Below are 22,408 nucleotides of genomic sequence, written 5' to 3' on the forward strand. Positions count from 1 at the left end.
CGGTCTGTATCGCTTGAGTCAGATACCGGAGCCAAAGCATCAGAAAGGCGCTTTAGATGACGATTTCCTCCTCGCTCAATGCGGGCGTGGCCGGGCTGAACGCAAACGCAGCCCGCCTTGCCACCATTTCCGACAATATCGCGAATGCGTCGACCTATGGTTACAAACGGTCGGACACTGAATTTCATTCCATGGTTATCGATGGCGCAAGCGGCGGGTCCGCAGGTGGTGTTCGTGCGACCAACTATAAGCTGATTGACGAACGTGGCCCGCTGGTTGCGACATCAAACGCGACTGACATTGCCGTGTCGGGCCGCGGCATGGTGCCGGTTACCGATACCACCGCTGTCGAGGCGGGCGGTGCCCTGCCCATGTATATGATGACCACCGCATCGTTTCGTCCCGATGAAAACGGCGTCCTGACCTCCGACACCGGGATGGTCTTGATGGGTTGGCCTGCATCGGCGGATGGCACGATCCCCGCTTATCCGCGCGATACCGTCGACGGGTTGGAACCGGTGCAGGTTGATATCAACCAATTTGCGGGTGATCCGACGACGAAAATGTCGGTTGGCGTGAATTTACCAGCCTCGGAAACCGAGGTTGGTGCCTCTGGTGACACGCTGAACCTATCGGTGGAATATTTCGGTAATCTAGGCACGTCAGAGACGCTTTCGGTGGATTTCACGCCAACGGTGCCGGGGGTGGGGTCGTCAAATGAATGGACGATGGTCATCACAGATTCCGCATCGGGTGGGGCTACGGTGGGTGAATACACCCTGACATTTGATGACAGCCGGGAAAACGGGGGCACGCTTGCATCTGTGACCACGGTTTCGGGCGGGGCATATGACGCAACCGAAGGGACTGTGACGATCAACGTTGATGGCGGACCGATCGAAATTTCGATTGGCGCGCCGGGTGATCCGGGCGGGTTGACGCAACTATCGGACACGTTTGCGCCCACCGCGATTACCAAAGATGGGTCTCCTGTTGGGAACCTGACATCGGTTGAGATTGACGAAAACGGTTTCGTCCACGCGATCTATGACGCTGGTTTTACCCGCACGATTTATCAAATCCCGCTGGTTGATGTGCCTAACCCGAACGGCTTGGTCGCGCTTGATAATCAGGCCTATCAAATTTCGCACGAAAGCGGCGCGTTCTTCCTTTGGGACGCTGGGGATGGGCCTACGGGTTCGGTCGTTGGTTATGCGCGCGAAGAATCCGCAACCGATGTGGCGGCCGAACTGACTCATCTGATCCAAACCCAGCGGGCTTATTCGTCGAACGCCAAAATCATCCAGACGGTGGACGAGATGTTGCAGGAAACCACCAACATCAAGCGCTGATTGATCGACGTTTAAGGGGGAATTGCCATGTCAATTTCAAGCTCACTTTCAAACGCCCTGTCTGGGTTAACCGCAGCGGCGCGCGCGGCCGAAGTGGTATCTGCCAACGTCGCCAATGCGACGACAGAAGGGTACGGGCGACGAGTCCTTGAAAGCTCGGCCGCGGCGCTGGGCGATCAGGGTGCTGGCGTGCGTGTTGATGGGGTTCGCCGGGAAATCGACACCAAGGTGCTGGCGGACCGCCGGTTGGCCGATGCGTCGGCTGCCAACGCCGAACAATATGTCGATTTCTTTTCCAGCCTAGAGGTGGCGATTGGCACGCCTGACAGCGCAAATTCCCTGTCAGGAAGCATCGCCGCGCTGGACAGCGCCCTGATCGAGGCCGCCAGCAGGCCAGATTCTGATGCGCGCCTTGCCAATGTGCTGACGGCCGCAAACGGTGTCGTTGATCAATTCGCGAACATATCTGATGAAATCCAAACCCTCAGGGCCGAGGCCGAACAGGGTATCAATGCGCAGGTCCGCACGCTGAACACCCGGCTGGAACAGATCGCGGACCTGAACCACCAAATCCGGCTTCAGGACGGGTCGGGAAACGATACCGCCGCGTTGATGGATCAGCGTCAGGTGCTGGTTGATGACCTTGCTGAAATCGTTCCAGTCAGGGTCGTACAGCGGGATCATGGCGAAATCGCGATCTACACCGAAACCGGCGCAACATTGTTAGAAGGTAAACCAGCAGAGTTCGGTTTTACGCCCGCCAGCACCATCGTTCCAGAGATGAAAATCGAATCTGGCGCGCTGTCTGGCCTTACGCTGAACGGTCAGCCGATTTCCGTCGCCGGGCCATATTCGCCGATCGCGGGGGGCAGCTTGCAGGCGCTGTTTGATCAGCGCGACGTTTTGGCCGTTGATGCGCAGGCCGACCTTGATGCGCTTGCACGGGACCTGATCGAACGCTTCGAAGGTGTGGACCCCACAACAGCGTCCGGCGCGCCGGGGTTGTTTACGGATGCGGGCGGGTCGTTCGACCCCGCGCAAGAGGTCGGCCTGTCTTCGCGGCTTTCGATCAATGCCTTGGTTGACCCCGATCAGGGCGGCGCAGTTTGGCATCTTCGCGCCGGTCTGGGTGCCACTGATCCCGGCGCGGTGGGCGACAGCACGTTGTTGAATGCGTTTTCAGATGCGTTGAACGAAAACCGGATCGCGTCATCGGGAACCTACACCGGTGCCGCGCGCAGCGCTGCCGGCCTTTCGGCAGAGTTCTTGTCAACGGTCAGCACCGAACGCCTGAACGCTGAAGCAAACCAAAGTTTCGCCCAAGCAAAAGCAGAAACCCTGCGCGAAGCAGAGCGTGCCGGTGGCGTCGATACTGATCACGAAATGCAGTCATTGCTTTTGATCGAACAAAGCTATTCCGCCAACGCTCGCGTTATTCAAACCATCGATGAGATGATCGATACCCTGCTAAGGATTTGACCATGACCACCGTTGCAATTGGCGACTTGGCGCAAAACCTGCAAATGCGCCGCTATAACTCTGATCTTAAAACGCGGCTTTCCACCCTTGCGCAGGAACTGACAAGCGGTCAGTCGGCGGACCCTGCGAAGCTGGTTTCGGGTGATTTCGCGCCGCTTTCGGCGATCGAACACAGCCTCAACACGCTGTCGTCCTACCAAATGGCCGGTTCAGAGGCCGCGTTAATGACGGCTGCCATGCAGGCCAGCCTGACAAACGTATCCGATGTAGCGTCTAGTTTGGAATCGTCGCTTTTGATTGCGGCAAGCTCCCCTGAAACGAACCTGTTAACCAGCACCGGCGTAGATGCGCACGAAAAGCTGGATCAAGCCATCGGCGCGCTTAACGCATCCGTTGCGGGGCGGTCATTGTTTTCGGGAATGGCGACAGACCGCGCGCCCCTTATTTCGGGCGATGAAATGATGGCGGCGCTGCAAACATCCCTAGCAGGACAGACAACCGCCCAAGGTGTTTCTGACGTCATGGAGGCTTGGTTTAACGCCCGCGGTGGCGGCTTTGAAACCGTCGGTTATGTGGGCAGCGAAGAACCGATTGGCGACGTGCGCTTGGGTGATGGTGCAACACTATCGTTAAGCATCACCGCCGAAGATCAATCTATCCGTGACGTGATACGCGGCTTGGCGATGGGCGCATTGCTGGCAGATGGCGGTCTGTTCGCAGGTGACACAACAGAACGGGCCAAATTGGCGAAGGCATCGGCAGAACAACTTTTGACAGCCAGCGGCCCCATGGCGGCCCTTCAGGGAACGTTGGGCACTGCGCAAGAAAGGATAGAGACGATCCAAGTCGAAAACACCTCTAAATCAGCGATATTGGAGCTGGCCAAGTCAGAAATTGTGGGTGTCGATCCATACGAAGTCGCGACAGAACTGGAATCTGTGCAGGCTCAGATCGAAACGCTGTACACGATCACGGCGCGGCTTTCGCGGCTAAGCTTGACGGATTACTTGTCATGAAGCAGTTCATCATCGCCCTAACGCTGATCATCGCAAGCTTCACGCAGAATGCCTTCGCCGGGCCGATCCGTATCAAAGATTTGGTAGAGTTTGATGGCGTTCGGGGAAATGACCTGATTGGGTACGGTCTGGTTGTTGGCCTGAATGGCACCGGGGACGGCATCCGCAATGCCCCCTTCACCGAAGAGATCATGTCGAACCTTTTGGAACGGCTGGGCGTGAACATTACTGGTGAACAGTTCCGGCCAAAGAATGTGGCGGCTGTATTTGTCACTGCTGCGCTACCGCCCTTTGCCCGGGCAGGGTCGCAAATTGACGTCACGGTTTCGGCGATTGGCGACGCCAAAAGCCTGCTGGGTGGCACCCTGATTATGACGCCGCTGAACGCGGCCGACGGGCAAATATATGCGGTTGGCCAAGGCACGATCATTGCGGGGGGCGCGTCCGTCGAAGGCGATGGCGCGTCGGTGGTTCAGGGCGTTCCGACCGCTGGCGTTATTCCCGCCGGGGCGCGCGTGGAACGTGAAATCGATTTCGACTTTGCATCTTTGAAAACCCTTCGGCTGGCGTTGCGAACGCCAGATTTCACAACGGCGGGCCGTATCGAAACCGCGCTGAACAAAGCGTTCGGTCGCCCGGTGGCGCTTATGCTGGATGCCGGAACGGTACAGCTTGATATTACGGAAACCCGCGCGGCGTCGCCGGCGCATGCGCTTGGGCGCGTTGAAAACATCGAGGTAGAGCCGCAGCGCAAGGCCCGTGTCGTGGTTGACCAGCGATCCGGCACGATCGTCATGGGCGAAGATGTGCGGATTTCGCGTGTCGCGGTATCTCAGGGCAATTTGACCCTGCGCATCAGTGAAACGCCCGAAGTTGTGCAGCCAAACCCGTTCGCCACTGGCGAAACGGTCGTGGTTCCGCGCACCACTGCGGGGCTAGAGGAAGAGGAGGGAACAGGTTTGGCCGAAATTCAGGGCGGAACCTCGCTCTCTGAGGTTATTCAGGGCCTGAATGCGCTGGGCGTGTCACCGCGTGATATGATCGACATCCTCAAAAGCATAAAAGCCGCCGGTGCCCTGCATGCTGAATTCGTTGTGCGATAAAGGAGGCTAATCCTTTTCGCTTCGTGCGGCCATGACCGTGTCGATGGCATTGTCCCATTGCGACAGAATTTTTTCAGGCATGAACCGTTCACGGTTAATCTGTGCCGCCGCGGTGAACTTTTTCTGCAGGTCGGGATCATTTAACAAAAGGACAAGCGCGTTCGCCAATGCATCGGTGCTGCCAAGCGGAACCAGAACGCCATTTTCCATAGATCTGATGATTTCGCGCGGCCCGTAATCGCAATCAACTGAAACCGTTGGAATGCCGGCAACCGTCGCCTCGGCGACCACATTTGCAAACCCTTCATGACGCGAGGAAAGAACGAAGATATCGCCCTTTTCAATCCATGATCCGTTGCGCTTTGTCGTGCCGGGCATGGTGACGACGTCATTCAAGCCAAGTTTGTTGATCAGCTTTTGAAGGGGCGCGCGCTCCTTGCCCTCGCCAAAGATTGTGAGCGTCGCATCGGGGTGCGCTTTGCGCACGATATCGAACGCGGTGATCAGGTGATCAAACCCTTTCTGGTGATCAAGACGCCCCGCCGACACGACCCGTTTTAGGCCCTTAGGCTGAAACGAAATGCCGGGAAATTCGCCGCAGGGGTTGTTGATCACGATCGCTTTTCTACGCACGCTGTCCGGCAGTTCACCTAACGCCTTGTGCGTTAGCATGACCACCAAATCGGCAGTCACGGATGTCAGGTTGTTTAGGTGGCGCCAAAGGCCGTTGTTCTTTTGTGCTTTTGGGTTGTTCCGTTCGGAGGCGATAATTGGGAACTTACGCCAGAAATTACCAAGAAGTGTCAGCACGTTGATTTTCGTCAGGAAGGAGATCACCACATCGGGTTGAAGCTCTTTCAGCGTTCGCCGGATGAAAAGGAGCCGCCTTAGCTGAAGGAACCTGACGCGTTTCGGGGTCTCTTTGTCCATCACGTGAAGCGTAACGTTGTCGGGGTATTTGAAATACGGGCCGTCGGCCGGGCAATTCATCGCAATTACATGAACTTCGTCACCAAGTTCGGCACGATGTCGGGCCAGCATGGCGATGATTTTTTCGGCACCACCTGCGCCAAGGCCAATTTGAATAAAAACGGTGCGCATTGTCTATTTCCTGGCCTCGAAATGATGAAATTCGGCTGTTTGTTGTGTTGTATCGTCGACGTTAAGCTGTGCTTGGATGATGGGCTTGTTCATATTCTTTGTCTGCATGAAGACACGCCCCAGATATTCCCCGATGATCCCTAAGAACATTGCGTTCAGCATGATCGACATCAACAACATCATAGTGGTCGTGGCAAAACCTGCCGGCCATTCCTGACCGAACAGAAGCTTCCCTACGAGGTACCCCACCAACAGCAAAAACGTCAGGGTTCCGACCGTCAGGCTAACCAACGAAGCAATCCGAAGCGGCACGAGCGAGTGGTTCACGATGCCATCGATGGCAAGTGACAGCATGGCCTTGAAGGGGAACTTGGTTTCCCCCGCAATGCGGGCCTGCCGGTCGTATTCGAAACCGACCTGCGAAAACCCCATGGCACTGATCAAACCACGCAAATAGGGAGAGCTGTCGCGGATGGTCTTCAACTCATCCAGAATCCGCCGATCCACCAGTCGAAACTCTCCGACGTTCAGGGGCAGATCATCCTCGCTCAATTTGTTGATGACGAAATAGAACAACCGCCGCATGGCCGCGGTCACGGGCCCGTCTTTCAGCGACCGGCGCACGCCATAGACAACCTGATGACCCTCGCGCCATTTTTCCAACATATCGGGGATCAGATCGGGCGGATCTTGCAGATCGCAGTCCAGCTGAATGGCGCAATCCCCCGATGCGGACTGATACGCCACCAAGAGAGAGCGCTGATACCCAACGTTTTTCGAAAAGCGGATCACCTTTAACCGCGCGTCCTTTTCGGCAAGGCCCATCAGAATTTCGAACGTGCGATCGGTTGAGTGGTTGTCGGTGACGATGATTTCGAATTCAAGGTTCGCAATCGGCTCTAACACGGCGCAAACTTCGGTATAGGCGCGCTCGACAGTGGCCTCTTCGTTATAGGCGGGGATAAGCACTGACAGGAACGTCGTTTCTGGCACGGAGGGTTGGGTCATTGCGTCAACTCTGTACTTGTGTGGCGGTGCTGGGCATCGCGGACGGTGCGTGCCAACCCTTCACCAAACGGGATAGTTGATTGCCAACCAAGCAGGCGCTTGGCCTTTTCGGTCTTGGCGCGAAAGTCGGGAATGCCCCCGGTGCCTGCGTTTTTGTGGGGATGCAGCAGCTTTGGATTAGCGCCGGTCAATTCCGCGATCAGCGCGGCGATCTCACGAACCGGTGGCGCGATGCCAGTTGCAATGTTGATCACTTGCCCGGCGGCGGCCCTGTTATAGGAAATGGCGAACAGGCCGGAAATCACATCGTCAACGTGGATCAAGTCGCGCATGTCATCCGGGTGGCGAAGCTCCATCCGGTTGCTGGTCAGACAGTTTTCAATCAATGCAGGCACCAGAAACCCCGTGGATTGCCCCGCGCCATATGTCAGGCCAAGCCGCGCAGTCGTGCCAGAAAACGGCAGGCGCGATTGCATCATTTGAAGGTAGTGGGTGCCAGAGACCAAGGCGGCGGTATAGGCATCAAGCGGCGCTTCGCGCTGGTCCTCGTCAAAGGGGGCGATGCCGCTGCCGTATTCAGCCAAGGTGCCGCACCGAACGAAGGCGCGCGGGGGCACGTCGGCGTTGGCTGCGGCCACTGCAAGCGTTACTAACGCGCCTAGATCGTCTTGGTATCCAATCATCACATCCGAATAGTCCGGCACCCCTGCGCGGCGGGTTTGGATCGCCAGATGGAAGATGAATTCGGGCCGCTTTGCCGCCAAACAGGCGCGCACGGCCTGACTGTTGGTCAAATCGATGGGCAACACGTCAAGTTCGCCAGCGATGTCGGCAAGGCGCCACAGGTCGGTCGACGCGCGGACAATCACCGTCACCTCATCCCCGCGGGCAAGGCATGCCCGCGCCAGATGTGAGCCGATGAACCCAGCCCCGCCAGTGATCAGAACCCGCGCCATTCGGGGCCTCCGTTGTTGTTTTGCGCCCGCTACAGCCTGTCAGCGAACGCCTTAAATGTTTCATGCATGTACCCGATTTGGGCGTCGTCCAGCCCGTGGTGGCAGGCTAACAAAATCCCGCCGCGCATTACGGCATCGGATTCCGGATAGCCGCCATCGCGCGTTTTGCAGGGTACGTTTTTCATCGCCGGTTGGCGTAGGATGTTGCCCGTGAACACGGGCCGCGTCTGAATGTCCCGCTCTTCCAGATAGATCTGCAATTCGCGGCGCATGAACGGGGCATCCGGGCGGATTGTCAGCGGAAATGCCAGCCAGCCCGTCCGTGAGTTTGGCAATTGGCGCGGCAGGATGAACCAATCTTCGTATTGCTTGAAGAAATCATACTGCGCTTTGAAGTTCTGTTCACGTGCGGTGATGTTCTGATCCAACTTTCCAAGCTGGACCAACCCGAACGCCGCGCTGATTTCAGAGGGTTCGACGTTGTACCCCAAATCCTCAAACAGGAATTTGGCGTCATAGCTGATGCCATCCAGTTCGACGTTAAAGCGGTTTTCGATCTTTTCGGATTCCACAAACAGCGACGACGTGCGCCCCCATGATCGCAACAGCAGCGCGTTGCGTGCGGTTTCTTCGTCGTTCACGCACAGCATCCCGCCGTTGCCTGCGCCGTTGATGACGTGAGAGCCATAAAAGCTGGTCGTGGAAATATCGGAATACACGCCGGTGCTGTTGTTGCCGATGGTCGCGCCAAGGGTATCGGCGCTGTCTTCGACGACTTTCAGGCCGTGTTTGTCAGCGATTTCGCGGATGCGGGCCCAGTCTGGCAGGTTGCCAATCAGCGACGGGATCATCACGGCCTTGGTGTTTGGCGTAATCATTTCCTCAATCGCGTTCACGTCGATGTTGTAGGTGCCGGGTTCCACATCAACAAAGCTGGGCATCAGCCGGTTGCGCACCAAGGGCGCGACGGTGGTGGCAAACGTTAGGGCGGGGGTGATCACCTCTGCGCCTTCTGGAAGCTTCAGCACCTCAATCGCAAGATAGTTCGCCGAAGAACCAGAATTCACCATGATCCCGTGCGGTTTATCGAACAGGGCAGCGACTTTCTCCTGCATCTCGCGCACATGTGGGCCCATCTGGGTCGAGGTTCTAAGGACCTTAACAACGGCCTCAATCTCTTCTTCGCCATGAACGGTCTGGCCGTAATTTACGCGCATATCGTTACTCCTGTCGGGCCGTCGGAAAATGCCGGGGCCGTGCAATTCATCCCTTTGCCGCCAATTCACAGTAGCGGCTAATTTGGCCTTCGGTCAGGGCGCGCATATCGGCGCCTTCGGCCTGTTTTCGATACCATTCCACCGTCATTTGAATGGCTTGATCAAGTGTCAGCCGCGGCCGCCAGCCCAAATAGGTTGCGGCCTTGGTGCTATCGAGTTTCAAAATCTTGGCCTCGTGCAATGCGTCACTGCGTCGGCCGAATTCAAACCGTGGCCCGCCGTTGCCCCACGCCGCGCTTATCTGTGCGGCAAGGGTTTCAACTTCGACCACAGCGTCGTTGTCGGGGCCAAAGTTCCACCCTTCGTCCACGCGGTCACCGGTCAACATCCGCGCGGCAAGGGTAAGGTAACCCGACAAAGGCTCCATCACATGTTGCCACGGGCGCACGCTGGCCGGGTTGCGAATGACCGTGGGTTTTTCGGCAAGTGTCGCGCGGATGATGTCGGGGATCAGCCGGTCAGCTGCCCAATCGCCGCCGCCAAACACGTTGCCCGCCCGTGCGCTGGCCAGTTGTGGGCCCTCCGGGGCACAAAAAAATGACCGCCGGTAAGAGGCCGTCAAAAGCTCTGCCGCGCCTTTTGAGGCGCTATAGGGGTCGGACCCACCCATCGGGTCATTTTCGCGGTATCCCCAGACCCATTCGTTGTTTTCATAGCACTTGTCGCTGGTCACAACGATCGCGCCCTTAAGCGAGGGCATCGCGCGGGCCTGATCCAGCACATGCGCGGTGCCAACCACGTTGGTCAGAAAGGTTTCAGCAGGGGTGTCGTAGGACGCGCGCACAATCGCCTGCGCGGCCATGTGGATGACGATATCCGCGTCTACGCCGTTCAGTGCTGTGGCCAATGCGGCGCTGTCGTTGATATTGGCGAACCGGCTGTCGATAACGCCATCTAGGGCGCAACAGTCAAAGATCGAAGGCGTGGTTTCGGGCGGCAAGGCAAGGCCGGTCACCCGTGCCCCCAACTGCCGCAGCCACAGGCACAGCCACCCGCCCTTGAACCCGGTGTGCCCGGTCACAAGAACGCGTTTGCCCTGAAAGACGCCGCCGAAATCAGCCGTGCTCGTTCCGGTCATAGACGTCTACCGCCGCGTCAAAGGCGAACCAGAGTCATTCGCGCCATCGTCAAATTTCAGCCAAGGTGGGGTCGCATCGCCGCACAGCGTATCAAGATAATCGCGGTCACGGACCGTATCCATCGGATGCCAGAACCCGTGGTGTTTATACGCCATCAACTGCCCGTCGCGGGCAATGCGGGTCAGGGGTTCAAGCTCCAACGGTTGGCTGTCGCCGTCGATATAGTCGATCACGCCCGGCTCAAACACGAAGAACCCGCCGTTGATCCAGGTTTCGTGCTTGCGGACCTTTTCGGTGAATTCGCTGACCTGATCACCGTCCAGTTCAAGGTTGCCGAAGCGGGCGGGGGGCTGCACGGCTGTCACGGTCGCCAGCTTTCCGTGCGATTTGTGGAACTTCAAAAGCGCGTCAATGTCGATGTTCCCGACGCCGTCGGAATAGGTGACCATAAACGGGCCATCCTGCAACTGATCGCGCAGGCGCAACACGCGCCCGCCGGTCATCGTGTGCGACCCGGTGTCGACAATCGAAACCTTCCAGTCATTCGGCCGCACAGGAAGCAGTTCAGTCGTGCCGGTTTCAAGGTCGACAGACACGTCGTTCGACGCAAGGTGGAAGTTCATGAAAAACTGCTTCAGCAGAAGCGATTTGTACCCCGCCGCGACCAGAAAATCTTTGTGCCCAAAGTGGCTGTAAATATCCATGACCCGAACAATAATCGGGCGACCGCCGACTTCGACCATCGGCTTGGGAATCCTCACTGTTTCTTCGGCAAGGCGCGAGCCAAGCCCACCAGCAAGCAGCAATACCTTCATGGGAACTTCCCTTTAACATCAATATAAAAATACAAAATCAATTGTGTCTCACTATGGGTGATCGCGCAAATATCGCAACATCGGCGTGTGCATTAATTGGAATCCGCAGGTTCGCGGACATAAAGAAAACCCTCGCCATAGCGGTTGGGGATCGTCATGTCGTTGATCCGCCGATACCCCTTATTTTCAGCGAAATTCAAAAGCGGGGCTTCTAACAGCGGCTCGTACCCAAGCAGGAACGCCGAAGGTGGATCAGCGCTAAAGAATTTCGACAAGCCATCCGGCCCGACAGCGCGATATTGCTTTAGCAATTCTGGATCCGTGAACGGAACGATTCGGTATGCGAACTGCCCCGTCGCGAATTCCGGGTACACCTTTAGCCCGGCCTGAACCGGATAGATCGGCATCAGCGTCGCGACCTTGCCCTCTTCCAAGCCAAGCTTGGTCAGCCTTTGGCGGATCAACTCTGCGCTGGCGGCGACTTTTGCGTGTTCGGTCGTGCGTGGGTCAATGAACGTGGCGGTGCCGGGCGCATAACGCGGCAGAGCAGAGACCAAAATCAGCAATGTCGCCGCCCCCAGCGCGGGCGGCACCATGATCTTTCGTTGAGGACCAAACTGGCGATACAAAATCCCAAGCAGAAGTATGAGGCTGATGATCGGCAGCACGAAATACTGCGGAAAGGCCGGGGTCGGCACGAAACTTATCCACAGGGTAAGCGCGGTGGTCGTAAGGACCACGATTATCTGTCCGGTTTCCGTTGATTTCGGCGAATGAATCCGACGCCGCTGAATGAACACAAGGAAGGTGAAGAACACCGCGGCGAAGGCCAAAAGCAGGTTCGTACCGGTAAACCAAAGCTGATAGGCAAGTTGGGTTTTCCCGGCCAAGCCCAGCGCAAGCCCCGGTTCAAGTGCTTTGTTGGCTTTCCAATAATCAACATGCGGCCCGGTATGAAATTCAATCACGTGGGCCAGAAACAGGTCTGGGTTGGAATTCAGATAGTAAAATAGCGGGACGGCGCCAATGGCCCCACCCAGCGCCAGCGGTAAGACAACGCGAAACAGGCGCCGACCAAACGAAATGCGCGTGGGCAAGAAGAATGCCCCGATCGCGATGGGCGGAATGAAAACAACCGCGCTGGCCTTGATCCCTGCGGCAACCGAAAGGCAAATGCCGCTTAGAACCAAGATCAAAAACCGCTGCTTGTGAGAAAGGGTTTCGGTCAAGAACAGGCCCAAGCCAAGGAAGGCAAAGGGCAGCGGCAGGAAATTGTTACTGCCTGCCATGCCTGGCGTTGAAAGTAGCAGATCGTTGCCCAGAATAAGCACGACGGAAAACAAAACGACCGCGCGTGAACGCGTCATGCGCCACATGATCAGGATGACCGATATTGCCAGAAGGACCCAACCGGCAAAGACCGTCAGCCGGGCCGCGTAAAGAACGTTGCCGCCGCCAACAAGTTCGTAAACCCAATGGAACATCCAAGCGGAGTACGGGACGTGATTGTAGAAAAAGTCGCCATAGATCGACATATCCGGCATCAATTTTGCCGGCGGGACATACATCATTTCGTCTTTGCGAATGCCGTATCCCATTATGCGGCCGTAGATGATTAAAAGCAGAATTCCCGCAAAAGCGGCGATGGTTACCAAAGAGCCTTCGCCGGGGCGGGGTAGGCGCGATTTATCGGAACGAGTCATGTTTTTTCTCTAACTTTTGGTGCCCCGCCTTGGAGTGCCTGAGAGATCAACACAAAGGACAGAACAACGGTAATCGGTAATATTAGGGCCTGTGCAACGAGGGGGCCCAGTCCGGCCAAAAGAGCCAGTTTTAATAAAATTGCGTTGATCGCATAGACCAGCGCATAGCAGGCAAGATAGATCGGTAAGCGTCGATAACCGCGGCTGTCAAAAACCAGCCGGGCATGGGTAAAAAAGTTCCAGATCGCTCCGATGACAAATTGCATGAGCAGAGCGATTTGAGGCGTAACTCCCAGCACGATAAATGCTGCGTATACGCTGTAACCGAAAGCGGTGTTAAGCAGTCCGACCAATACAAAACGCATGAATCGCTGCGTCCGCTCGGGAATGAGATACTTGTCAAAAAAATACATATCCAAAACAATCACAGCGTAATGCTGCTGGGTAACCATGGCACAGGCTAAGCTTAGCGCAAAATCATTTCTTACAATGGCTTGTGGCCTAACATCCGACAAAAGAGGTTGCAATATCGTAGAAACGGGCTGAAACTTCGGCGGTGTATTATGCGGCATTTATTTGTGCCGTCCGTTGCCCGGGATTGGGGTTTTCGCCTTGGTTTCGTTCTTTTTGCCCGGAAGCTTTGGATTTTATTTTGTTTAGGACTTCATTCGACATTGATGGTCGCAAAGACCTGCGTTCGGCAGCATCATTTTTTGCGATGCAGCTATACAACCTCCCGCAGAATGCGGTCGTTCGTCCGCTGAACACCGAAGGCATCGCGCCGATCTTTGTGGTGGGCTGTGGCCATAGCGGCACGTCGCTGCTTGCGTCCATCTTGGGGCGGTCTGACAAGCTGTTGATGGTTGGGTACGAAAGCGGTGTGTTCTTTCCCAAGAAAAGCCTGATGACCGCAAAAGAGGTCGTACGCTCTTGGGTCAATCTTGCAAGGCAGTTTGGCCTGTCGGGCTTTGTGGAAAAGACGCCAAAGCATTTGCACTGCATTGATCGGATTCTGAAGGTGGTGCCCAATGCGCGGATCGTTGTCATTACGCGCGACGGGCGTGATGTGATGGCATCGTTCATGTCACGCGGGATGTCGCCTGAATTCGCTGTGGAACGCTGGTGCCAAGACAACCAGAAGGTGCTTGCGCTGGATGGTCACGCCAGCATCATCAAGACGCGATATGAAGACATCGTCGCCGACCCAACGGCAGAGCTACAGCGGCTGTGCGACGCCCTTGGTCTGGAGTTTTCGGATGAAATGATAACCGGCACAGGAAGTGGATACGGCTGGATCAAAGACGGAAACATGGCCAAGCGGGCTGCTGAAACCAGCAAGCCGATCTATGACTCTCGTGGGAAGTGGAAACAGGCGCTTACCTCTGAGCATTTGGAAATTTTCTGGAAAGAGGCCTCTGGCATCATGAGCGCGTTTGGTTATGAAAAGTGAGTCGCAGCGCCTCGCAGTCATATCTGACGTCCACGGCAACGCAGATGCGCTGCGTGCCGCAGAATCGGTTCTGGCACAGCACACCTATGACAAGCTGATCGTGCTGGGTGATTTACTGACCTATGGCGGCCAACCCCACGAGGTGTTGCAGGGGATTGATCGGTTGGCAGGACAGTTCGACACGGTCTTTATCCGCGGCAACCACGATCAGTTCTATTTTGATCTGGATAAGGGGAAGCAGCCGTTTTACCCCAAGACGCCCGAATTCGTGCGGGAGTCGGTGCGTTGGACACACAACAAACTGGCCGGCATGCGGTTGGCAGATCGGTATGACTGGAAAGATAGCTTCGGGGCTGGCCCGGTCTTTATCGCGCATGCGAACCCTTATGAGTATGGTGACTGGTCCTATGTTGCTGACGCTGACGGCTGGCAACGGGCGGCAAATACACTGAGGGACAGGGGATATTTGGCAGGCGTGTTCGGGCACTCGCACCGTTCGTTCATGAAGATGCTGTCCCCGACCAACGAAGTCACGAACATGCCCGCCGACGAATGGATCGCCCCGGCAAATGGCGAGATCTTATTGATGAATTCAGGCGCAGTTGGCCAATCGCGCGGCACTGGCCTTAGCTTTTTAGATATTTCAATCCACGGGGCCACCATTAAGGCCCACCTGCATCAGCTGAGTGTGGACATGGGCCCTTCAAAGGGGATCATTGCACAATCGGGGATGTCATCGACCACACAGGAAAAATTGATTTCATATTTGGAGAAGACGTAGTGATTGGTGTTTTAGTGACGGGTGCCGGTGGTGGCGTTGGGCAGGGGGTTATTAAATCCCTCAAGCTGATCGACGACATGGGCCTGCACATCATTGGCGGCGATATGAGCCCGCAGGCCGCTGGCCTTTATGCCTGTGATCGTGCCTATATCGTCGAAGGGTGCCGCTCCCCCTCGTATGTCGAGTCTTTGGCCAAGATATTTGAGGCTGAACAGGTGGATTATTACATCCCCGGCACGGATATCGAACTGGCCTATTGCGCCGAAAACAAAGCGATGTTCGCGGAACGCTTCGGGGTAAAGGTTGTCGCCTGTTCGCCCGAAACGGTGCGCATCGCAGATGACAAACAGAAGACCTCTGACTTTCTAAAGGCCAATGGCCTGCCGTATCCGGCGTCGATATCACTTGCCGAAGCGTTGAAAGATGACGCGCTGGAATTCCCCGTGATCGTGAAGCCAGCGGTCGGTTTCCGCTCAATCGGGGTGGAATTGGCACGTAACCGCGCCGCGTTAGAGGCATATGACGGCGACCCAGAAACCACCGTCGTGCAAGAAGCCGTGGGCGATGCCGCGTCTGAATATACCTGCACGATTGTCGGCGCGGGGGGCACGCTTTCGCCAGTGTTGCCACTTCGGCGCGATTTACGCTCGGGCGACACGTACCGCGCGTTTCCTGAAAAATCAGCGGTGATCGAAGAATATGTAACGGCCGTTGCATCGCGCCTTGGCATCGATGGTGCCTGCAACTTCCAACTGCGGTTGGATCGTGAAGGCACGCCCAAGATATTTGAGATCAACAGCCGCTTTTCGGGCACCACGCCATTCTGCGCGCAGCTGGGGTTCAACCCGGTAGAATACTATCTGAAACATGATCGCGGGCTTTCCTATTCCCCCGATATTCAGTTCGACAAATGCGTGCTTCGGTATTGGAGCGAACTTGTTCTTAACCGCGCGGACCTCGCTGATCTAAGCGAACAGGGCGCTATTTCACCGGAGGCCGGAGGCCAGTTCAGCCTTTACGGCACACCGAAGCCATGAAAACCGCGCTGAGCGGATCTACTGGCATGATTGGGCGGCATATGCTGGCCCTATTGCGCCAACGTGGCGTGTCTTGTCGCACCGTCACGCGGGCCGATTGGGATTTGACAGAATGGCTCTCGTTTGAGGCATTTGATGCCCTGTTCGGTGATGCGGATGTGATATTCCATTTCGCCGCCAAGATTCCGGGGCCTCAGGCGGCGTCAGGATCAACAGCGGCCGAGTTTTTTGACACCAACGTTCGGGCCTGCGCTAATCTGGGGGAATGGGCCGCAAGCCGGCGCAAGGCAGTTGTCTTTCTGTCCAGCGGCACCGTTTACGCAAACCCGCACGCGCCTGTCATCGCCGAATCCGCCCCGACAATGATCAGCGGTTTTGGCGGGTTTTATGCCATGTCCAAGGTGCTTGCTGAAAATGTCCTCCGCCACTACTCGGCCGAGGGGATGAAGCTTGCCATTTTGCGCCCCTCTTCCGTCTACGGGTTTGGAATGGCCGCAGAGCAGTTAGTGCCAAGCTTTCTTGCAAAAGCGAAAGACGGGCAGGAATTGACCCTAACCGGGTCTGAAAACCGTCTGAACCTGATCCACGCGCATGACTTGTGCCGGGCCGCGCTGGCGGTGGCCGAACAGCAGATCATTGGCATTTTTAACGTTGCAGGCCCGGCAATTCACAGCATTCGTGACATAGCCGATACTGCTGTTTCAGTTGCCAGCGCGGGCAAGGTCGCTGTTGGCAAGGAAACAGACCCTAGCCCGCCGTTTTTGCGGTTTGATTTGAACTGCGAACGGGCGGCTGCCGCCTTTGGGTATCGCCCGATTGTGGGCCTTGAAATGGGTTTGTCCATGATGGCGCAGGAGGCGTTCCTGCCGGGAAATGGGGGTCATGCGCGCTTATCGCCCTGACATAGACGGGCTGCGCGCAATCGCGGTTCTGGTGGTGGTATTTTACCACTACGGCGTGCCGGGCTTTTCTGGGGGTTATGTCGGTGTCGATGTCTTCTTCGTGATCTCGGGGTATTTGATCACGTCGTTGATCAGCGATGAAATGCGCGCGGGCCGGTTTTCGTTCCGCAACTTTTACGAACGCCGCATTCGCCGGATCTTCCCGGCGCTTTTCCCTGTCATTGCGTTCAGCCTGATCGCGTCTTGGTCTGTTTTCGCGCTTGATGATTACCGTAACCTTGGCCAAAGCGCGGTCGCGGTGTCGGTGTTTTCCTCTAACATCTTGTTCTGGCTTGAGGATGGCTATTTCGGCCCCGCCTCTCATCTGAAACCCCTGCTGCACACGTGGTCCTTAGCCGTGGAGGAGCAATTCTATTTCGTTGTTCCGCTTCTGTTGCTGGCGCTACGGCGGGCGGGATGGGTCATGCTTGGCCTATCCCTTGCCAGCCTAGTGGCGGCGCAATGGATGTTGACCCGTGATGCCGCTGCGGCTTTTTACCTTATGCCCTTCCGGTTTTGGGAATTGGGCGTGGGTTGTTGGATCGCCCTTGTGGCGCTGCCCGCCCCACGGAATGGCATTTATCGCGCGGTTCTGGCCGGAATGGGTTTGCTGGCGATCCTTTCCGCGTCCGTCTTTTACACGCCCAACACGGTGTTTCCGGGGCTTACTGCGCTTTTGCCCTGTTTGGGGACAGGCGCGATTATCGTTGCGGGGAACGGTGCGCAGTCGGCAGTTCGGCGCGTGCTTTCTACGCGGCCGATGGTTGGTATCGGCAAAATCTCATACTCGTTTTACCTGTGGCACTGGCCGGTCTTTGTCATCGCGCAATATTGGCTGGTTGATGCGCTTTCGCCGTTGCAGGTCGCGGTGATCTTCGCGCTTTCGCTGCTGCTTTCGGCGCTGTCGTGGCGGTATGTGGAACAGCCGTTTCGCGCCCGTACTGGCGATGGCTGGCGGATTGCGCCAATGCGTGTGTTCAGTTCGGCGATCGCGGCGTCTGCCCTGACGATTGGGTTTGGTGTGGCCGCGCACCTGACAGCGGGTTTTCCGGCGCGGTTGCCGGACAACGCCACCAAATTCCAAAAGATTGCCCGGTTTGAACCGTCACGAACCTGCCCTGAAACGCTTAAAAGTGATAGCTCGACAGACCTGATCTGTCGTTTCGGCACTGCGGCTAATCCGACGGTTTTGATCTGGGGGGACAGTCACGCCATCGCTGTGCTGCCAGAGTTTATCCGGCAAGCTGAAAGGTCTGAAACCAGTGCGATTATGATGGCCCGGCCCGGTTGCCCGCCTGTGGCTGATATCGAGCGCATCAGCAGCGGATATTACGACTGTCCAACCTTCAACGCGCGCGTGGCCGACCGTGCGGCGGGACAAGGCATTACCAAGGTGGTCATCATCGCGCGTTGGTCCGCCTATTTCGATGGCATCGGCTATGGCCCGTTAGAGGCGTTTGGCCACGCTGGCGACGTCAATTTAGTCTCTACCGCGTCAGACAAACTGCCCCCCGCGCAGGCCTTGGAAACCCATCTGCGAAAGACGGTGGCGAAGCTGATGGCAGATGGAAAGCAAGTGTTCCTGATCTATCCTGTGCCAGAGTTCGCGCATGACATTCCCCGCGTCGCCATGCGGGGCGGTGCGGTTGCGGCGGAACACTTATCAACCCCCCGCCAAGAGCATCTGTCGCGCAGCGAAAGTGCACGCTCGGCCTTGTCCAGCATCGTTGAAAAGACCGGCGCGATTGGGCTGATCCCCGATAGGCTGCTGTGTGACGATGCGCTGTGCCATGCCAGCCGCGATGGCGTGCTTCTTTACAAAGACAACGACCACCTTTCGGAAAACGGCGCCAAACTGATCAGCCCGATCTTGGGCAAGGTGTTCGACGGCGGCCTATAGCCCGGGGTTGTCCATCCAGTCGCTTAGGTCTTTGCCCATGATCTCCTCCAACAGCTTCACATCGGGGCGGAAATAGGCATCAAGCTTTTCCACCAGCTGTGGCGTGATCGGCGGATAGACTACGGGCTTGGCCACCATGTTTCGCAGCGACTTCATCGGCGCGGTGTTGCGAAGCGGGTCCAGCAACGGGCGTAGCGGCTTAATGGCTGCGCGCAAGGGGCGGGGCACCATCGCGGCCCTGCGGTCTTTCACCTTTTTGCCAAGCGGCGGTGACAACGTGCCTTCGAACCCAATGTGATTTGCGATTTGGGCAAGCTGGGTTTCCGGTGCGACCTTCACATTCTCAAAGAACAGAAACAGGAACTGTTCCGCCGGAAACAGCTTCAGAAACCGGGTCATGTGATGGCCGTAGCGACCGTTGTGGATAAACCGCTGATCAGCCGCGATATCAGGGTCGAGATGCTTTTCAATGTCGGCAGACACTGCACCCCGCCGATAGAGCATGCAATAGTCCGAATAGGCACGCGCGACCGGGTTGCGCATCTGCAGGATCAAGCGGGCGTTCGGATATGTGTCTTTGATCCGTTGTGCGGCGTCTTCTTCTGTCAGGTAGGAGTTCGACTTTTCACCCAAAATCACGCTGTCATCGCGCGGGGTAAAGTGGTTCGTGTACCAATCCAGCCCCCGGTCGTATTCACGTGAAAAGAAGTGCAGTTCGGCGTCGGGCATAAAGATCGACGGGTCGTTCTGCAGCGAGTTTTGCAGCCAAGTCGTTGCGCATTTCGCCGCGCCGATAATCAGGAAATCAACGGGACGGTCGATCATGCGCTTACCCCCTGGGGGGCTGATACCCCTGCTAGTTCGTCATAGACTTTGCTGACGGCATCTACCGTCCGCTTCAGCCCGTAATTGTTCGCCGCGTCGTTATGGGCCGCTTCGGTGATACGGTTCAAAAGCGTCGGGTCGCGCATTAGGTCGGCCATTGGTTTGGCGAATGCCTCGGGCGATTCCGGCTTTACCAGAAACCCGGTTTCGCCGTCTGTGATCGCCTCGGGGTTGCCACCGTGGCGGGTCGCGATAACGGGGGTGCGCAGATACATAGCTTCGATCAGGGTGCGCCCGAAGGGTTCGTTCACTGCGGTGATCAGCAGGGCATCAACGCCAGCCATGTACTCCTCAATCGGGCTGCGATAGCCCATTAGGTGCACCTGCTCCGCGATACCCAGATCAGCGGCCAATGCCATCGCGCGCTCATCCAGTTTTGATTGGGGTAAAATGACCTTGCCGAACAGCAGACCATGAACGGGCCGCCCCGGAATTTCGGCCTGAATTTCCTTAACGGCGCGCACAAAGTTCAGCGGGCGTTTGCGGTCGTTCAAGCCGCCGAAATAGCCAACGAATATGCTGTTTTCCGGCAGGTTCAGTTCTTTGGCGATCATGCTGTGCGCAGCGGCTTTATCGGGCACGGTTTTGGTAAACTCAAACGGGCTGCGGATGACGCTGAAAATCTTGTCGACCGACTTGATCGGCTTTTGTGGCTTAGAGAAATACGAAACGCTTAGGATGCGGTCGGCAAACAGCGGTGCAAGCTTGTTCACGCCCGTGCCCGAAGGCCCCTCGCGGTTATGCCAGATGAATTTCCGCCCGCTCATCTTGGTGGGGATGACCCAGTTTGAATGCATGCGCCCGTCGTTCGTATGCACGATGTCCGGGTCTAACCTGCGCAGCACCGCCTTTATCGCGCCGTAGGTTTTGAACGCATAGCCCAGAACAGAGACATTGCGCTCTGTCCGGCTATATTTGGGGGCCATAATCTCGATATCCGGCAGCACTTCGTAATCAAGGCCAAGGCTGTGGATATAAGTGCCTAATTCGCCGTCTGTGTGATGCAATACGATCTTGGGATCATATTTTTCACGGTCCAGTTCGGCGATCATCTTCAACGCGGATATGTGGCTGCCACCGACGGTCGGCCCGCCGATAAAGGGGTAAAGGATGGAAATCTTTTTCATTCAAAAAACCTAGAACACTCAAAAAATATCGGTGGGCTAATTCCCACTCGCTTCAAAACTGTCTTCTAACACGACTTGCAGCGTGTCGCCCGGTTTAAGAACGCCGGTTGCGGGCAGAACAAGCTGTTCAACGGTATCATCTTTGTGACGCGTCACGCGATAAATCGGATCCGGTAATTCAAGGTCGGCCTCATCGTCAATTGTGCCGCGGGCTACGGCTTCGGAATACAGGCTAAGCGCGGTGGCCAGCCTGATTTTCACGTCGTCCAGCTCAATCTGCGATGATTTCAGTTCGGACATGCGGCGCAGGCGCGCGTCATCCAGCAAGGAAAGTTCATCGCGCTGGGTAAGGTTCAGTTGCTGTTCTGCGGTCAGCTTGGCAATTTCAAGTTGGATGCGTTTCGCCTCCAGATCGTTCAGCGCCGTGGAAAGAGAGGTCAGCCGTGCATTCACAGCCAGCCCTTTTTCCTGAAGCGTCTGCACATTGGCCAATTCCTGCGCGGCCAATACGATTTGTTCGTCCCGCAGTTTGATTTCGTCGGTCAGCCGCTTGATCTGGACCTGCAATAGGGTGCGAAGGTCACTGATGCGGGTCTGTTGCGCCTCGATCGAATTCTGGTTCGTCTCGAAGATTTTCGCCTCTAACGCGGCTGCATCCGTTTGCGAGAGTGGCAAAGTACCAGCTTCGCCTTGCTGGCCGCTGTATGCGGCAATCTCTGCTTCGAACCGTTGTTGTTCGATTTCAAGGCGGGCGATGCGGGTCTTATACCCCTCAATCTCGCCCCTCAGACGGATGGCTTCGCGCGGAACGGTCTCTTGCGGGATCGCGGCGCGCGGGGGGCCGCCAGCAACGGCAATGGCCTGTTGCACCGTCATCCCGAACCGATACGGATAGGCACCGGGCGCGTTGACGGAACCACCGACATAGATCGGCTTATATGCAATGATTTCCAGCGAAACGGCAGGCGGCGCCGTCGTCCCCACCACGTTTTGAATGCGCTGAGAAATTTCAACTGTCAGCTCTTCGATGGTTTTGCCCTGTGCTTCGACGCTGCCCACCAAGGCGATGGAAAGCTTGCCGTCTGGCCCGATGGCATATTCACCGCTTAGCCCGTTCCAAAACACAAAGCTTTGCTCTGGCGCGCTCCATTGTCCGACGCGCAGAAGCAGCTTGTCTTGGTCGTTCAGCAGATAGGCGTCTGCGGCGGCGGCGGTATTGGCAAACAAGGCCGCAATGGCGCAGACCATCGCGTAGCAGGTAATTCTCATATCAATCAAAGCTTTCAGGGTTTTCATCATACGGGGATATTCAAGCCTCTGCCCTGCGATCCGGTATGGCCACTTACCGCAACTTGGGTCGTCCAATGCTATTACGCTCCAAATCGCGGTGGCCGGTAA

The 22,408-nt window shown here is 56.7% G+C and carries 20 protein-coding genes; 9 read left to right on the forward strand and 11 right to left on the reverse strand.

The window, feature by feature from the left end:
- Nucleotides 1-56: 56 nt before the first annotated feature.
- Genes COL8621_RS16700 through COL8621_RS16715 form a run of 4 tightly spaced genes read left to right on the forward strand, consistent with a single transcriptional unit; the run spans nt 57 to nt 4,950 of the window.
- Nucleotides 57-1,352, forward strand: a complete 1,296-nt coding sequence (locus COL8621_RS16700) for a flagellar hook protein FlgE (protein WP_093968399.1) — start codon at nt 57-59, stop codon at nt 1,350-1,352.
- 27 nt (nt 1,353-1,379) lie between these two features.
- Nucleotides 1,380-2,831, forward strand: a complete 1,452-nt coding sequence (gene flgK, locus COL8621_RS16705) for a flagellar hook-associated protein FlgK (protein WP_093968400.1) — start codon at nt 1,380-1,382, stop codon at nt 2,829-2,831.
- A gap of 2 nt (nt 2,832-2,833) precedes the next feature.
- Nucleotides 2,834-3,847 carry a flagellin gene (locus COL8621_RS16710; protein ID WP_093968401.1) on the forward strand — a complete coding sequence of 338 codons (1,014 nt, stop codon included), beginning with the start codon at nt 2,834-2,836 and terminating at the stop codon, nt 3,845-3,847.
- Nucleotides 3,844-4,950, forward strand: coding sequence for a flagellar basal body P-ring protein FlgI (locus COL8621_RS16715; RefSeq protein WP_093968402.1), 1,107 nt, complete (start codon nt 3,844-3,846; stop codon nt 4,948-4,950). Before COL8621_RS16710 ends, COL8621_RS16715 begins: the two co-directional genes overlap by 4 nt.
- Nucleotides 4,951-4,956: 6 nt before the next feature.
- On the opposite strand, the gene COL8621_RS16720 is transcribed toward COL8621_RS16715, so the two are convergent.
- From COL8621_RS16720 to COL8621_RS16755, 8 genes are all read right to left on the reverse strand, one after another.
- Nucleotides 4,957-6,051 (reverse strand): glycosyltransferase family 4 protein, encoded by a 1,095-nt coding sequence (locus COL8621_RS16720; RefSeq protein ID WP_093968403.1) that lies wholly within the window; start codon nt 6,049-6,051, stop codon nt 4,957-4,959.
- Between the two features lie 3 nt (nt 6,052-6,054).
- Nucleotides 6,055-7,059 carry a glycosyltransferase family 2 protein gene (locus COL8621_RS16725; protein WP_093968404.1) on the reverse strand — a complete coding sequence of 335 codons (1,005 nt, stop codon included), beginning with the start codon at nt 7,057-7,059 and terminating at the stop codon, nt 6,055-6,057.
- Complete coding sequence (locus COL8621_RS16730; RefSeq protein ID WP_093968405.1) at nt 7,056-8,015, reverse strand: NAD-dependent epimerase/dehydratase family protein; 960 nt, start codon at nt 8,013-8,015, stop codon at nt 7,056-7,058. The genes COL8621_RS16725 and COL8621_RS16730 overlap by 4 nt, the downstream gene beginning before the upstream one ends.
- Before the next feature lie 29 nt (nt 8,016-8,044).
- Nucleotides 8,045-9,232 (reverse strand): DegT/DnrJ/EryC1/StrS family aminotransferase, encoded by a 1,188-nt coding sequence (locus tag COL8621_RS16735; RefSeq protein WP_093968406.1) that lies wholly within the window; start codon nt 9,230-9,232, stop codon nt 8,045-8,047.
- Nucleotides 9,233-9,278: 46 nt separating this feature from the next.
- Nucleotides 9,279-10,370 (reverse strand): CDP-glucose 4,6-dehydratase, encoded by a 1,092-nt coding sequence (gene rfbG / locus COL8621_RS16740; RefSeq protein ID WP_093968407.1) that lies wholly within the window; start codon nt 10,368-10,370, stop codon nt 9,279-9,281.
- A gap of 6 nt (nt 10,371-10,376) precedes the next feature.
- Nucleotides 10,377-11,186, reverse strand: coding sequence for a glucose-1-phosphate cytidylyltransferase (gene rfbF, locus COL8621_RS16745; protein WP_093968408.1), 810 nt, complete (start codon nt 11,184-11,186; stop codon nt 10,377-10,379).
- Between the two features lie 92 nt (nt 11,187-11,278).
- A complete protein-coding gene (locus tag COL8621_RS16750) occupies nt 11,279-12,889 on the reverse strand; it encodes a glycosyltransferase family protein (protein WP_093968409.1) in 1,611 nt (536 codons plus the stop codon).
- Nucleotides 12,886-13,461, reverse strand: a complete 576-nt coding sequence (locus tag COL8621_RS16755) for a GtrA family protein (protein ID WP_093968410.1) — start codon at nt 13,459-13,461, stop codon at nt 12,886-12,888. The genes COL8621_RS16750 and COL8621_RS16755 overlap by 4 nt, the downstream gene beginning before the upstream one ends.
- A gap of 80 nt (nt 13,462-13,541) precedes the next feature.
- Here COL8621_RS16755 and COL8621_RS16760 point away from each other — a divergent pair, with 80 nt between their 5' ends.
- The 5 genes from COL8621_RS16760 to COL8621_RS16780 are packed head-to-tail and all read left to right on the forward strand — an operon-like array spanning nt 13,542 to nt 18,998.
- A complete protein-coding gene (locus COL8621_RS16760) occupies nt 13,542-14,339 on the forward strand; it encodes a sulfotransferase family protein (protein WP_141137906.1) in 798 nt (265 codons plus the stop codon).
- Nucleotides 14,329-15,120: a metallophosphoesterase family protein gene (locus COL8621_RS16765; protein WP_093968412.1), complete on the forward strand. Its 792-nt coding sequence runs from the start codon at nt 14,329-14,331 to the stop codon at nt 15,118-15,120. Before COL8621_RS16760 ends, COL8621_RS16765 begins: the two co-directional genes overlap by 11 nt.
- Nucleotides 15,120-16,157 (forward strand): ATP-grasp domain-containing protein, encoded by a 1,038-nt coding sequence (locus COL8621_RS16770; RefSeq protein WP_176438520.1) that lies wholly within the window; start codon nt 15,120-15,122, stop codon nt 16,155-16,157. Before COL8621_RS16765 ends, COL8621_RS16770 begins: the two co-directional genes overlap by 1 nt.
- Nucleotides 16,154-17,059 carry an NAD-dependent epimerase/dehydratase family protein gene (locus tag COL8621_RS16775; RefSeq protein ID WP_093968414.1) on the forward strand — a complete coding sequence of 302 codons (906 nt, stop codon included), beginning with the start codon at nt 16,154-16,156 and terminating at the stop codon, nt 17,057-17,059. Before COL8621_RS16770 ends, COL8621_RS16775 begins: the two co-directional genes overlap by 4 nt.
- Complete coding sequence (locus tag COL8621_RS16780; protein WP_176438521.1) at nt 17,040-18,998, forward strand: acyltransferase family protein; 1,959 nt, start codon at nt 17,040-17,042, stop codon at nt 18,996-18,998. Before COL8621_RS16775 ends, COL8621_RS16780 begins: the two co-directional genes overlap by 20 nt.
- On the opposite strand, the gene COL8621_RS16785 is transcribed toward COL8621_RS16780, so the two are convergent.
- From COL8621_RS16785 to COL8621_RS16795, 3 genes are read right to left on the reverse strand one after another with little or no spacing between them, the layout of a single operon-like run.
- Nucleotides 18,993-19,823: a sulfotransferase family protein gene (locus COL8621_RS16785; RefSeq protein ID WP_093968416.1), complete on the reverse strand. Its 831-nt coding sequence runs from the start codon at nt 19,821-19,823 to the stop codon at nt 18,993-18,995. The two genes, COL8621_RS16780 and COL8621_RS16785, sit on opposite strands and share 6 nt — an antisense overlap.
- Complete coding sequence (locus COL8621_RS16790) at nt 19,820-21,010, reverse strand: glycosyltransferase family 4 protein (RefSeq protein ID WP_093968417.1); 1,191 nt, start codon at nt 21,008-21,010, stop codon at nt 19,820-19,822. Before COL8621_RS16790 ends, COL8621_RS16785 begins: the two co-directional genes overlap by 4 nt.
- A 36-nt stretch (nt 21,011-21,046) precedes the next feature.
- Nucleotides 21,047-22,309, reverse strand: a complete 1,263-nt coding sequence (locus COL8621_RS16795) for a polysaccharide biosynthesis/export family protein (protein ID WP_093968418.1) — start codon at nt 22,307-22,309, stop codon at nt 21,047-21,049.
- Nucleotides 22,310-22,408: the final 99 nt, after the last annotated feature.

The sequence above is a fragment of the Actibacterium lipolyticum genome (assembly GCF_900184935.1).
GTDB classification, from domain to species: domain Bacteria; phylum Pseudomonadota; class Alphaproteobacteria; order Rhodobacterales; family Rhodobacteraceae; genus Actibacterium_A; species Actibacterium_A lipolyticum.